This is a genomic window from Oceanobacillus alkalisoli (assembly GCF_022213125.1).
GTDB classification, from domain to species: domain Bacteria; phylum Bacillota; class Bacilli; order Bacillales; family Amphibacillaceae; genus Oceanobacillus; species Oceanobacillus alkalisoli.
The window spans coordinates 68,985-82,653 of record NZ_JAKNRA010000014.1 but is presented as its reverse complement, the minus strand read 5'-3'; the positions used below and the strand labels follow the sequence as shown (position 1 = coordinate 82,653).

12 protein-coding genes are annotated in these 13,669 nt (G+C 41.9%); 9 read left to right on the top strand and 3 right to left on the bottom strand.

Going from position 1 to position 13,669, the window contains the following annotated elements:
- Positions 1-614 precede the first annotated feature (614 nt).
- Together L3V42_RS15290 and L3V42_RS15285 are read left to right on the top strand one after the other, a co-directional pair.
- Complete coding sequence (locus L3V42_RS15290; protein ID WP_235763391.1) at positions 615-1,373, top strand: polyphosphate polymerase domain-containing protein; 759 nt, start codon at positions 615-617, stop codon at positions 1,371-1,373.
- A 1-nt stretch (position 1,374) separates the two neighbouring features.
- Complete coding sequence (locus L3V42_RS15285) at positions 1,375-2,052, top strand: DUF4956 domain-containing protein (protein WP_235763392.1); 678 nt, start codon at positions 1,375-1,377, stop codon at positions 2,050-2,052.
- 120 nt (positions 2,053-2,172) lie between these two features.
- Here the strand turns inward: L3V42_RS15285 and L3V42_RS15280 are convergent, their stop codons facing one another.
- Positions 2,173-3,000, bottom strand: coding sequence for a squalene/phytoene synthase family protein (locus tag L3V42_RS15280; protein WP_238472371.1), 828 nt, complete (start codon positions 2,998-3,000; stop codon positions 2,173-2,175).
- A gap of 169 nt (positions 3,001-3,169) precedes the next feature.
- Here L3V42_RS15280 and L3V42_RS15275 point away from each other — a divergent pair, with 169 nt between their 5' ends.
- The 3 genes from L3V42_RS15275 to L3V42_RS15265 all read left to right on the top strand — a co-directional run bounded on the left by L3V42_RS15275 (position 3,170) and on the right by L3V42_RS15265 (position 6,152).
- A complete protein-coding gene (locus L3V42_RS15275) occupies positions 3,170-4,333 on the top strand; it encodes an MFS transporter (protein WP_238472370.1) in 1,164 nt (387 codons plus the stop codon).
- 125 nt (positions 4,334-4,458) lie between these two features.
- On the top strand, positions 4,459-5,628 hold the full coding sequence (locus L3V42_RS15270; protein WP_238472369.1) for an AI-2E family transporter: 1,170 nt from the start codon (positions 4,459-4,461) through the stop codon (positions 5,626-5,628).
- Positions 5,629-5,639: 11 nt separating this feature from the next.
- A complete protein-coding gene (locus L3V42_RS15265) occupies positions 5,640-6,152 on the top strand; it encodes a methylated-DNA--[protein]-cysteine S-methyltransferase (protein WP_235763396.1) in 513 nt (170 codons plus the stop codon).
- 62 nt (positions 6,153-6,214) lie between these two features.
- Here L3V42_RS15265 and L3V42_RS15260 read toward each other — a convergent pair whose 3' ends face one another.
- Positions 6,215-6,361, bottom strand: coding sequence for a hypothetical protein (locus L3V42_RS15260; RefSeq protein ID WP_235763397.1), 147 nt, complete (start codon positions 6,359-6,361; stop codon positions 6,215-6,217).
- 193 nt (positions 6,362-6,554) lie between these two features.
- Here L3V42_RS15260 and L3V42_RS15255 point away from each other — a divergent pair, with 193 nt between their 5' ends.
- The 3 genes from L3V42_RS15255 to thrB are packed head-to-tail and all read left to right on the top strand — an operon-like array spanning position 6,555 to position 9,794.
- A complete protein-coding gene (locus tag L3V42_RS15255; protein ID WP_238472368.1) occupies positions 6,555-7,856 on the top strand; it encodes a homoserine dehydrogenase in 1,302 nt (433 codons plus the stop codon).
- A complete protein-coding gene (gene thrC, locus L3V42_RS15250; protein WP_235763399.1) occupies positions 7,853-8,917 on the top strand; it encodes a threonine synthase in 1,065 nt (354 codons plus the stop codon). Before L3V42_RS15255 ends, thrC begins: the two co-directional genes overlap by 4 nt.
- Positions 8,910-9,794, top strand: coding sequence for a homoserine kinase (thrB, locus tag L3V42_RS15245; RefSeq protein WP_238472367.1), 885 nt, complete (start codon positions 8,910-8,912; stop codon positions 9,792-9,794). Before thrC ends, thrB begins: the two co-directional genes overlap by 8 nt.
- A gap of 48 nt (positions 9,795-9,842) precedes the next feature.
- On the opposite strand, the gene argF is transcribed toward thrB, so the two are convergent.
- On the bottom strand, positions 9,843-10,808 hold the full coding sequence (gene argF, locus L3V42_RS15240) for an ornithine carbamoyltransferase (RefSeq protein WP_238472366.1): 966 nt from the start codon (positions 10,806-10,808) through the stop codon (positions 9,843-9,845).
- Between the two features lie 727 nt (positions 10,809-11,535).
- Between argF and L3V42_RS15235 the strand changes: the two genes are divergently transcribed.
- Complete coding sequence (locus L3V42_RS15235) at positions 11,536-12,912, top strand: FAD-dependent oxidoreductase (RefSeq protein ID WP_238472365.1); 1,377 nt, start codon at positions 11,536-11,538, stop codon at positions 12,910-12,912.
- The last annotated feature ends 757 nt before the right edge of the window (positions 12,913-13,669 follow it).

The following is a 13,669-nucleotide window of genomic DNA, read 5'->3' as shown; positions in this document are numbered from 1 at the left end:
TAACCACAAAATCTGTCCAATAGGGCCGCTCTCTAAGACAAATAAGCCGCATAACCACAAAATCTGTCCAATAGGGCCGCTCTCTAAGACAAATAAGCCGCATAACCACAAAATCTGTCCAATAGGGCCGCTCTCTAAGACAAATAAGCCGCATAACCACAAAATCTGTCCAATAGGGACAATCTCTAAGACAAAAATGCCGCATAACCACAGAATCTGTCCAATAGGGCCGCTCTCTAAGAAAAATAAGCCGCATAACCACAAAATCTGTCCAATAGGGACAATCTCTAAGACAAATAAGCCGCATAATCACAAAATCTGTCCAATAGGGACAATCTCTAAGACAAAAATGCCGCATAACCACAAAATCTGTCCAATAGAACCACTCTCTAAGACAAATGAGCCGCATAACCACAGAATCTGTCCAATAGGGCCGCTCTCTAAGACAAATAAGCCGCATAACCACAAAATCTGTCCAATAGGACCTCAACTCGGAAATCAAATGTAAATTTACATTAACAATTCATCAACGTATTCTTACCAATTTCTCATCTTCCTCACAGCACGCTCTTACTCCCTGCGGCTAATATTAGATTGCAAGGAGGAGGAAGAACATGGCAATCGAAATTTTTAGAAGGAAAGAGCAGAAATATTTAATTACAACGGAGCAGTACGAAAAATTAGTAGACAGAATCTCTCCCTACATGCGACCGGATACGTTTGGTGTAAATGGAAGATACACCGTGACGAGTCTCTATTTCGAAAGTAACGACCGGACGATTTATTATGAGACGAAAAACAAATTAAAATATCGGCAAAAACTGCGGTTACGCGTGTATGATGATGCGGATATGGAGAGCACGGCATTTTTCGAAGTGAAACAGAAACATAAAAAAGTAGTGAATAAAAGGCGGATGCGCCTTCCCTTGGCTGAAGCCTATCGTTACATTTATTTTCCCAATCAAGATTTGGAAGCGTTCGAGACTTCCAATCTGCAAGTATTACGCGAAATCGATTATTTTAGAAATTTGTATCATTTAGAACCGGAAATGGTCGTCAGTTATGACCGACATGCCCTGCATCATAAAGACGATGCGGACTTAAGAATGACCTTTGATTTTAATTTGCGCTGCAGAGATGGCGATTTACAGCTAGCGAATGGTGCTTACGGAGATTTATTCATTGATGAAAATCTGGTTGTGCTTGAGGTCAAGGTAAATGACAGTGTGCCGCTGTGGCTTACGCGCATTTTGCAAGAGCTCGATTGTAAACAGCGCAGTGCTTCCAAGTTTTGTACGAGTATGGAATTATTACATGATATCGAACCACCCGCCGGAACCGCTCGGGAAACAGTTCGGATAGGAGGAATGTAAGATGGATATGATCAATCAGTTTTTTTCAGTAGATGGCGGAGAAACGACATTGGTGCTCAGTTTAGCCGCAATGGCACTTACAACAGTTTTAAGTATTATCATTACACTTGTATATCAAATGACCTTTTCAGGTGAGCGTTATTCTCAGAATTTCGTGCATACGATTATTATTATGAGTGTTGTCGTGTCGGTTATTATGAATGTGGTGAGCGGAAATGCCGGGGTTGCGTTTGGTTTATTTGCGGTCTTCTCCCTGATCCGCTTCCGTAGTGCCGTGACGGATGCGAAAGATATTGCCTATATTTTTTTTGGGCTTTCCGTCGGGATGACTAGTGGATTGTATCAATTCCAGTTAGCCATCATCCTGACATTTTTCGCAAGTATCTTATTTTATATTCTTCATAAAATCAATTACGGAAAAGGCAAAGATACTCAAATTCTAAAAGTGACGGTTCCGGAGAACTTGAATCATGAAAATCTGCTGGATGATGTGTTCGCGGAGTTCACGCTCTCCCATCACTTACGCCAGGTGGAGACGACAAACCTTGGTACGATGATTATGTACACGTATGCCATCCGGACGAAATATGAAACGAAAGATAAAGTGCTGCTCGACCGGATTCGGGAAAAGAATGCGAACTTGAAAGTATCTTTATCTTACTTGCAATCAGAGGATTGATCCACAGTTCAAAGGCGCAAGCGCCTGGTTAGCGACGTACAAACTGGGGCACGCCAGATTTCCAGCGTTTTCTATGCAACAAAAAGCTGCCTCTTCTCTTCAGGAGTGGCAGCTTTTTTCTTATGCTTCTTCTTTTAAAATTTTATCCACGGTATCTTCCACTTCGTTCCGAGTCATCTTCTCATGACCTTCATCCATTGCCTGAAGTGTCTTTTTCGCAAGAGCAAGTGGAATCCGGCAGAAGAGGACGATATTCTTCGTCTCTAGATCTTCCATATATTCATCCGCCTTGGCCAAGTTATCCCGAGCATAGTCAAACATATCCGCACGCGTCCAGCCATCCGGAATGAAACGGACGCCCCGCTCGGCATCTTCATCCTGATTCCTTAGCATGTTCACGGCTTGTAAGCCACGGCCATAGCCAATCGCCAAGTCATAATCGGTCTCTGTTCCATCATACCAGTTCCAAATATCGGATAGCATTACCCCGACCAGGCCAGCGACAAAATACGTATATTCATCTAATTCTTCTTTTGTTGTTACAATAAATTCCTTTTCAACCCATTTTGCCATTCCGTCTGCCATGATGCTTGTCGATTCCATCACTTTCCCGGTGATCTCAGCCGGGCAAACTTCGATCCAATCCGCAAGCCGGTGGGTCACTTCCGGTAATTCGTCGTATGGCTTAATCAATGCTTCGAAAGCTTCCCGGTCAAATCCTTCTTTAGACCGCAATAGTCCAGCTATTTTCCGCAATAAAAAGATTTTCGTTTCTTTCGGCATTGTTTCATGATCTTCAATTTCATCAATGGCACGCATGCATAAATAAGCTGCGCCAACTGTTTTTCGTAGCTTGGTTTTTAATAATTTAATTGGTATATAAAATGTTCTGCTAGTCAGCTTTAACATGTGCATTGCTTCTTTTTGTAATTTCGCTTCTGTACTCAACGCGTTGTCCTCCCTTTAAAACTTGAGGTGCATCAATTATAACAAACTTTACACGCTTTTTCCTCTTTCTGCTCGAACCTTGTGAATTTAACGATTAGCACGTAGAATAATAAAGTGAAACTCTATTGATCGGCAGTACATGTATTTACACTAGAAAGGTCGTTACATCATGAATAAACGTGTTTATTTTTTAATGACAGTATCTTTTGTCGTCGGAATGGTTGAACTAATTATCGGGGGAATTCTCGATCTGATTGCGGAAGATTTGAATGTGAGTCTTGGCTCGGCGGGAATGCTTATTACAATCTTCTCGTTAACATTCGCTATAACTGCTCCGATTCTGCTCGTTCTCACTGCAAAAGTGGAGCGTAAACGGTTAGCATTGATTTCTTTAACCGTCTTCTTATTCGGGAACATCCTTGCAGTAATTAGTCCATCTTATAGTATTCTCTTTATCGGAAGAATTATTTCTGCTGCAAGCAGTTCAATTTTAATCATTCTTTGCGTTGTGCTCGCTGCGAATATTGTCGAACAAAAATACCGCGGGCGGGCAATTGGAATCGTGAGCATGGGTGTGAGTGCCTCCCTCGTATTAGGAGTGCCGATTGGACTAAGTCTCGGTAACCTCTTCGGCTGGCGTGCCCCTTTTCTCATGATTGTCATTCTCACCGTCATTAGTATGATTGGTGTGCATTTCTTTATGGAACGGGTTGCCGCGCGTCCGGTCAGTTCAATTAAGGAACAATTCCTTTCGCTTAAGGACCGAAAAGTCTTCTTTGCCCATCTGACCATTTTTCTCATGCTTTCAGGGCATGCGGTGCTATATGCTTATTTGACACCATTTGTTCAAGTAACGATGGGACTTACGGAAAATAGTATCAGCATCGTGTATCTTCTGTTTGGACTTGCTGCGGTGAGTGGGGGAGCTTTCGGTGGAACAATGGGAGATAAATTCGGAAATACGCGCGTAATTCTATTCTTCATCACAATCTATGCTGCCATGCTTCTCGCCATTTCCCATACAACATCCATCGTGCCGTTATTTATTGTTGTACTCATCTTATGGGGCTTAATGAGTTGGTCGGTGACACCCCCGATGCAGAGTTATTTAATGGATTCAGCTCCAGAAACGGCCGATATGCAAATCAGCATCAGCAACTCAGCTCTTCACTTCGGTATCGCCTTTGGTTCCTTCATCGGCGGAATTTCGATTGACCAAGTAGGCGTGGAGATAAATCCATATATCGGCGGACTAATTGTCGTTGTTGCTTTTCTTACGATGTATATTTCTAAGAAGCAAAAAGAGAAAAATAAAGGGCTGGCAGCGAATTGATACTGTTTTTTAAGCGTGATTTATCTTATACTAAGAGTATAAGATTTAATAAAGTGAAACTTCATTAAAATGAGGTTTCTTCACCAATAGAAATAGTAGAAGTCTACGGAAAAAAGGGGTAGCATATGAGGCAAACAAGCAAATTCATTAAATTTATTGGCGGTAAAAATTTATTCTTTCTTTTTGCGTTATTATCGCTGATTGGACTTACCATTTTCATTTACGATCGAGTTTCTTATGTGTTTTATCCGGTACTCGTTATTGTTTCAACGATAACCCCGCCACTAATTTTGGCATTCATCGCCTTCTATCTGCTAAATCCGATTGTGAATTTACTTGAACGATTACGGATAAAACGGATTTGGGGAATTATCATTCTAATCCTTGCGATTGCTGGAATTTTAACAGGTGTTGTTCTACTGACAGCCCCATTGATTGAAGAGCAAATTAAAGATTTAGGGCAAAATTTCCCGAACTACCTTGCACAGCTCGGAGCGACGATTACGGATTGGGTCCAGAGTTCCTTCCTCGCGCCTTATTATGAAGAAGGGTATAACTGGGTTGTAAATAATTTCAGTAATCTGCCGAGCATTATTGGCGGATATGTAATCAGCGCCTTTGAAAGTGTCCAGACGGTTGCTTCTACCGTAACGAATATTGTCGTTGCGATTGTAACATTCCCAATTATTCTTTTCTTTCTATTGAAAGACGGAGCACGATTCAAAGATTATTTCTTGACCTTGCTGCCACCATCTTTCCGGAAAGATATGCACAAGATTCTTCATAATATGGATACACAGGTCGGTTCCTACATCCAGGGCCAGATTATTGTTGCGACTTGTATCGGGATTCTTTTATATATCGGTTATTTAATTATCGGCATGCCTTATGCACTCACACTCGCAATTATTGCAGCAGTGACGTCTGTTGTACCATATCTTGGACCGACGATCGCAATTCTTCCTGCAATCATCATTTCGATTGTCGACTCGCCATTCATGTTGCTTAAACTTGCAATCGTTTGGGCTGCAGTCCAATTTTTAGAAGGGAACTTTGTTTCACCGAACGTGATGGGACGCACCATGCAGATTCATCCGCTCACGATTATTATCGTCTTACTCGTAGCAGGTAACCTCTTTGGTGTCGTCGGGGTGATTCTAGGTATTCCGGGATACGCAATCTTAAAAGTTCTTGTTCAATATCTATTTGATAAGTTTAAACAAAGATATAACAAAATCTATGGTGAAAATCACGGCTTTTATCCGGCCGGGGAGGATGAGACGAAGAACAGTTAGGAGTTGTTGATATGGAAAGGAAAGAGGAAGTCATCTACTTCAGCTCGTTGGAACAGGACGGAAAGCAAATGATTTTAGCAGCTACGGAAAAAGGTTTGTGCTGGGCTGGCGGATTTAACGAAGATGAGGAAGATATGAAGGCTTGGCTCTTGAAGCAGAATCCGGAGCGGATTTTTGTAGAAAATGCAGAGAGGCTTGTACCCTATAACCACATATTCAAGGAATACTTTTCCGGAGAACGAAATAGGCTTGACCTCCCGCTTGATCTGCGAGGTACAACATTCCAACTCGCTGTATGGGATGCACTCCAACAGATTCCGTACGGTGAGACGAAAACCTATTCTGAAATTGCTGCAGCGATCGGAAATCCAAAAAGCATCCGAGCGGTCGGGACAGCCATTGGAAAGAATCCCGTCCTCATCGTCGTTCCCTGCCACCGGGTTATCCAAAAAGATGGTAGTCTTGGCGGGTTCCGAGCAGGTCTGGACCTGAAGAAAACGCTTCTCGAACTCGAGGGTGCTTGAGATTTGGGACAGGGGGTCAGAGCATTTGTCCCAGGAACAATTGCTCTGACCCCCTGTCCCGCTCATTTTTTCCGGAACAGTAAGACGACCCCAAGTCCACATAGTAATCCTAAGAAGCCGAATAGTTCGATTTTGTTCACTGCTATTCCGATGAGTAAACCAAGGATCAGCAGGATAAAAAACAAGCTGCCGACAATTTCATGTCGCATTGAACTCCCCCTCCGCCTAACCGGATACTATAAGGTATTGATGAAATAATAAATTGTTATTCATCTTTTCTAAAAGTAAGCGTTTTAAATAAAAAACTCGTTGGTTCTGTATTGATATCTGGTACTTTTCGTGGTTAAATTGATTAAATATAGAAAATTATACTGCGATACTCTGCAGTGATGAGGTGAGGAAATGGAAAATAAAGTATCCGTTGGTTTATTAGGTCTTGGTGTTGTTGGATCCGGAATTGTGCAGATCATTAACGAACACCAGGAAAAGTTAAAGCATCAACTGGGCGTGACGGTTGAGGTAAAACGCGTCCTTGTCCGCAATCTGGAGAAAGCACGGGAAGTCGATGTTGACCCTACCCTGCTCACAGTCAATCCGGATGAGGTGTTAAATGATCCGGAAATTGATGTCGTCATCGAAGTGATGGGTGGAATCGATACCGCAAAAGATTATATCCTCCGTGCCTTTGCCGCGAAAAAGCATGTCATTTCCGCAAACAAAGACTTAGTCGCCCTGCATGGACCAGAACTGCATGCTGAAGCAGAGAAGAACAAATCCGACTTCTTCTATGAAGCAAGTGTTGCGGGAGGCATTCCAATCCTTAGAGGAATTACAGATGGCCTTTCATCCGACCGTATTGAACGCGTCATGGGAATTGTCAATGGAACAACGAATTACATATTAACGAAAATGGCAGAGGAAGGCGCAAGCTATGAAGCTGCATTAAAGCAAGCTCAAGATCTTGGATTTGCAGAAGCCGACCCGACAGCTGACGTGGAAGGACTTGATGCCGCCCGGAAGATGGCTATCCTTGCCCGCCTTGCGTTTTCTGCGCCTGTTGATTTAGATGATGTGACAGTCACAGGGATTTCCAACATCACCGCAGATGATATTCAGAACGGGACTGAATTAGGCTATACGATGAAATTGATCGGTTATGCAGACTTCAGAAATGGGGAGCTTGAAACTCATGTACTGCCGACCTTCTTATCCAATGAGCATCCACTTGCAACTGTGAAGAATGAATACAATGCTGTTTATGTATACGGGAAAGCTGTGGGAGAAACGATGTTCTACGGGCCTGGTGCAGGTAGTCTTCCAACCGCAACGGCTATCGTATCGGATCTAGTAGCTGTCGTGAAAAACATCCGCCTCGGTGTAACAGGTGAACAGATTGTAACGAACTATTTCCCCAAAGCATTGAAGGATGAAAGTGAGCGCTTCTCCCAATATTACTTGCGTGTAAATGTGAAAGACGAGGCAGGTGTGTTTTCCAAACTGTCTAATCTGTTCCATGAACATGAAATCAGCTTGAAACGAATTATCCAACGCCCGAATGAAGAGAAGAAAACAGCTGAAATCATCGTTATTACACATCAGACATCCGAAGCAAACTTTACAAACTTACTGGAGAAAATCCGGAAATTAGACGTATTAAAAGAAATCTCAAGCTATTACCGTGTTGAAGGAGATGGAACAGAATGACTTGGCAAGGACTAATCAAACAATACCGAGATTATTTACCGGTAACAGAGAAAACACCAGAACTAACATTAAATGAAGGAAATACACCGCTCCTCCACTTCCCTTCCCTATCGGAAGAGCTCGGAATCGAGCTGTACGGAAAAATTGAGGGTGCTAATCCTACCGGTTCTTTTAAAGACCGCGGAATGGTAATGGCGATTGCGAAAGCGAAAGAAGAAGGAAGTAAATCGGTCATCTGTGCTTCAACCGGAAATACTTCCGCTGCAGCTGCAGCTTATGCAGCACGAGCAGGCATGCGCGCAATCATCGTTATCCCTAAAGGGAAAGTAGCGCTTGGAAAACTTGCACAGGCGGTTATTTACGGAGCAGAAATCATTGAAATTGACGGAAACTTTGACGAGGCATTGAAGATGGTGCGCGAAATTAGTGAAACATCACCAGTGACACTCGTAAACTCGGTGAACCCGTATCGGATTGAAGGACAGAAAACAGCAGCCTTCGAAATTATTGACGACCTCGGGACGGCACCAGATATTTTAGCAATTCCAGTTGGGAATGCTGGTAACATCAGCGCCTACTGGAAAGGTTTCAAAGAATATCATGAACATAAACAAAGCGGGTTACCAAAAATCTTTGGCTTTGAAGCAGAAGGTGCTGCAGCAATTACGACGAATGAACCAATCGACCAGCCGGAAACAATCGCAACCGCAATCCGTATCGGAAATCCAGCTAGCTGGGACCTAGCAACAACTGCCCGCGATGAATCAGGAGGAATCATCACTTCCGTCAGTGATGAAGAAATTTTACACGCGTTCAAGCAACTTCCAAAAAAAGAAGGAGTATTTGCCGAGCCAGGATCCAATGCTTCCATTGCCGGCGTTATCCAACAATGTAAAGCAGGCAATATCCCACAAGGAAGCAAAGTCGTTGCTGTTCTAACTGGAAATGGATTGAAGGATCCACAAACCGTTCAAGAGAATCAGGAAATCGATCCCGTATCTCTTCCGAACGATGCAGCAGCAATTAAGCAGTATATTGAAGAGTTGACGAGCCATGAGTAGTTTCATGATACGGGTTCCAGCAAGTTCTGCAAATATCGGACCCGGATTCGACTCCATGGGTTTAGCAGTTGATTTATATTTAACATTGGAAGTGACCGAGCAGACGACATGGGAATTCATTTCCCCGTCTGCCGGTGACGTTCCTTTTGAAGAGAATTTCATTTATACGACAGCAAAACAGACTGCCGAAAGACATGGAAAAACATTACGCCCTGCCCTTGTGGAGGAAACGACAAGTATCCCGCTCGCCAGAGGCTTAGGAAGCAGTGCCGCTGCGATTGTTGCAGGAATTGAGCTAGCCAATCAGCTTGGCGACCTTGGCTTGTCTCAAGAGGAAAAGCTAGCTTATGCAACAGAAATCGAAGGACATCCAGATAATGTTGCCCCTGCCTTACTCGGAGGACTTATCATTTCTACCTATAAAGATGAAGAAATTGATTGGTTGAAGATTGATCAGCTCGGTCTTGAGTTAATTGCTCTCATCCCAGCAGTCGAATTGAAAACGAAGGCAGCAAGGGATGTATTACCAGAACAATTTTCAATCGCTGACGCCGCTCTTGGCAGCGGGATCGGTAATGTAACGGTTGCAGCGCTTATTAGCGGCGACTATGAGCTTGCCGGGAAAATGATGGAGAAAGATATTTTCCATGAACCATATCGAAAATCATTAATCCCGAACTATGATTTGATTCAGCAAACAACGAAAGAACATGGGGCGTTTGGAACAGTCATAAGTGGTGCAGGGCCGACCATGATGTCCTTTGTACCGCAAGATAGAAGCAGTAAAGTTATTACAGCTCTAAAAGAGGTCTTACCCGATTATCGTTTAGAGCGTATGAAAATGGATACGGTTGGTTTAATAGTAGAATCAAAATAAGGGTATGAGCGATTATTACTCGCTCATACCCTTATTTTTTGCATATCTTTAGCTCATCAAAGCAGTCATCAACGCTTTTTGAGCATGCAGACGGTTTTCAGCCTGCTGGAATACAGCAGATTGCTCCCCTTCCAGTACACTCTCTGTCACTTCTTCCCCGCGATGTGCAGGTAAGCAATGAAGAAACGTAACATCTGATTTCGCTTTTGCCAGCAGCTCATCATTCACTTGGTAGTTAGCAAAAATTGCTTTTCTTTCCTTTTGCTCTGCTTCCTGACCCATACTTGCCCAGACATCTGTATAAATAAAATCTGCATCTTTTACAGCTTCAGCCGGATCAGTCATAACAGAAATAGTCCCACCAGTTTCCGCCGCAATTTCTTCTGCCTGCTTCATCACTTCTTCATTCGGGAAATAGTTTTCAGGTGCTGCGACCACCATATTTATTCCCATCTTCGCAGCTCCGATCAGAAGTGAATTCGCCATATTATTTCCGTCTCCAATATAAACAAGCTTCTGACCTTTCAGCGTTCCTTTCGTCTCCAGCATCGTTTGTAGATCCGCTAACACCTGACAAGGGTGATGCAAGTCCGTTAATCCATTGATGACCGGAACGGATGCATATTCTGCGAGCTCTTCCACGTCTTCATGGGAGTAAGTCCGAATCATGATTCCGTCCAGATAGCCAGATAATACGCGCGCCGTATCTGCAATCGTCTCACCACGACCAAGCTGGATATCTTTCGAATTTAGAAAGATTGCCTGCCCACCAAGCTGAATCATACCCGCTTCAAAAGAGACGCGCGTTCTCGTCGATGATTTTTCAAAGATCATGCCAAGCACTTTCCCTTTTAACGGTTCAAAAGCGAACCCCTTCTTGCGCTGATCCTTTATATAAGAAGCAAGCTCCAATAAATGATGAATTTGCTCTGGTGTGTAATTCTCAAGGCTAAGAAAATCTCTTCCAAAAAACTCTTCGTTATCAATCTTCAGATCTTTCGCTAACGAAATCATGATGATATTCCTCCCAGAAATTTAAGTTGTGTATTATTATGCACTATTATTCATAAACATGCAATAGTTTTTTATAAGTTTTTTTAAGGATATTAGACAGTTTGGATTTTTTCATGTGGGGATACCTTCCTACTTTTAGCCATTTCCTCCCTGCCAAAATACCGGAAAAAGTGGATGGAGCTTTCCTGTGTTGAAAGCAATTCTCTCCGCCTGAATAAACTGGAGTTAAGAACATCTCTATTCACCCGAATAAAACGGAATCGGATTTGCTCGAGTGTAAACAACATTTCCATCTATACAAGTTGAACTAAATATTCCATTCATTGTTTTTTCTTAGGAATTATGACTTGGTAGCACTTAATTAGCCACTCTTAGCCTTAAATCCGCAAAACTGTCTCATAAGTGTTCGATTAGACATACCTAGCTCGATATTTCAAAAAATGTCTCAGATAAGTGTACTATTAGACATACCCCGCTCGATATTCGAAAATATGTCTCAGACAAGTGTTCGATTAGACACACCCCGCTCGATATCCGAAAAAAACCACACGACCACTATTCATCGGACTACTGATTAGCAGTGTCACTTTAGTTGGTTTAGTCTTGTCTTATTTCAGATTTATGGATAACAAATTGTCTTCCCATTAATTTACACACATTTCCCTATTTTCCCACCGGTTTAATAAACCCAAAAACGGCAATAGTTTGGATGAAGGGAAGCGATTGAATGAAACATTATGATTATATTATCATCGGATTCGGAAAAGGCGGAAAGACGCTTGCAGCAGATCTTGCAGCCCAAGGTAAAACAGTTGCGATGATTGAGAAGTCGAATGAAATGTATGGTGGGACATGCATCAATATCGCCTGTATCCCAACGAAATTACTCATCCATCATGCAGAAAAAGATAGTCAATTAAAAAATAACAAAAATGAATATTACCGAAACGCGATTGAGGATAAAAATAAAACAATCGCCGCATTACGGGAAAAGAACTATAAAAACCTTGCAGATCAAGAGACGGTCATGGTTTATACAGCAGAAGCAAGCTTTGTCGGAACGAACCAAATCCATCTCGAAGCAAAAGAAGAAACACTGGATCTCACTGCAGATTATTTCATTATCAATACCGGTTCAGAGCCAGTCATTCCCCCAATCGATGGATTAAAAGAAGCAAATCATGTTTATACATCAACCGAACTGCAACAAGTAGCCGAGCTACCGGAAAAATTAATCATTGTCGGTGGCGGGTATATCGGACTTGAATTCGCCGTCATGTATGCGAACTTTGGAACGGAAATCACCATAATCGACAGCTCGAAAGACTTCATGGAAAACGACGACAGAGATATAGCCGAAGAAGTATTGAAAGTCGTGCAAGCTAAAGGTATCTCCGTTGTCCATGGAAGTAAAGCGACGACGGTCTCCAATCATGAATCTGGAATAGAAGTGACTCTTGAATTTGATAAAGGAAAAGAAAGGACGGAAACAGCCTCCGCTCTACTGCTTGCGACGGGAAGGAAACCTTATACAGAAGGACTTGAACTCGGTAAAGCAAGTGTGGAAGTTGATGACAATGGTGCAATCATTGTCGATGACGATTTACGGACTTCGAACAGACATATCTGGGCACTCGGTGATGTGAACGGCGGACCGCAATTCACGTATATCTCACTTGATGATTACCGGATTGTCCGGGATCAAGTTTTAACTGGTGGCTCTTACTCTTTAGCGAAACGTAAAAATGTGCCGTATAGTGTGTTTATCGAACCCGTTCTTTCCCATGTCGGACTGAATGAAAAAATGGCGCAGGAACAAAATATAAATTATGTCGTCGCAACCATGCCGGCAGCAAATATCCCACGTACGAAAATCAATAAACAGCCGGATGGTTTGCTAAAAGCATTAGTTGATCCGGAAACAAAAAAGATTCTCGGGTGTACACTATTCTCGGCGGAATCAAGCGAAATGATTAATATCGTTCGCGTGGCAATGGAAGCGGATCTGCCGTATACCTTTTTACGGGATAATATTTTCACCCACCCGACAATGAGCGAAGGGTTGAATGATTTGTTTAAGATGTTCGATGGGAAATTGGCATAAGTTAATGTTCTTCTAAATTTAGGATTCACCGAAATGGGACTGGGTAATACGAAAGGGAAAGAACTCTCTACCTTAATACAGAGAGTCTTTCCCTTTTAGAGTATTAGGTTGAATATCAACTTCTAGTCATTACTTACTTCTGCTCTCTCTTAGAAACTATAAGAGTTATAAGATGATAATTGAAAATGTGAAATTAAAACTAATGGAACTAAAAAGGGACGTTTAGCATTGAATCTCATGCTAAACGTCCCTTTTTAGTTACCTAAATAATAAATGATGAAGCACTCTAACATTTAATAAAATAGAGGAATGCTATACTTGAGATAATAACAACAAGCAATAATCACCTCTTTATTTTATATTGAAAGATATTTGAGAAGCCCTCTTATGAATTTATCATAAGACAACTATTTATCGTGGGGCAAGTAATTCTGTTTGAATACCCAATATTACAAAAAAACTTTTGTAATATTGGGGTGGGGCAAAAAGATATGTTACATTGTTGGCAGTGAAATATCCATTTAAGGTGAAAATTGAGAGGGAATAAATAATCATAATTTTATTAATAGGAAAATCGATTGAAAAAAGCAATTTATGGATTTTTAGCCTTAGTTATGTTTCATGTGCCTTTAAACATTACAACTCTATACTTTTCAGTAACCTTTTTGAGTACTTTGATATTAGAGACAATAAATCATTCTGTTAGATTCGATTACACTCTAATGAAATTATTAATTGTAACCATCTTTTGTAGTGT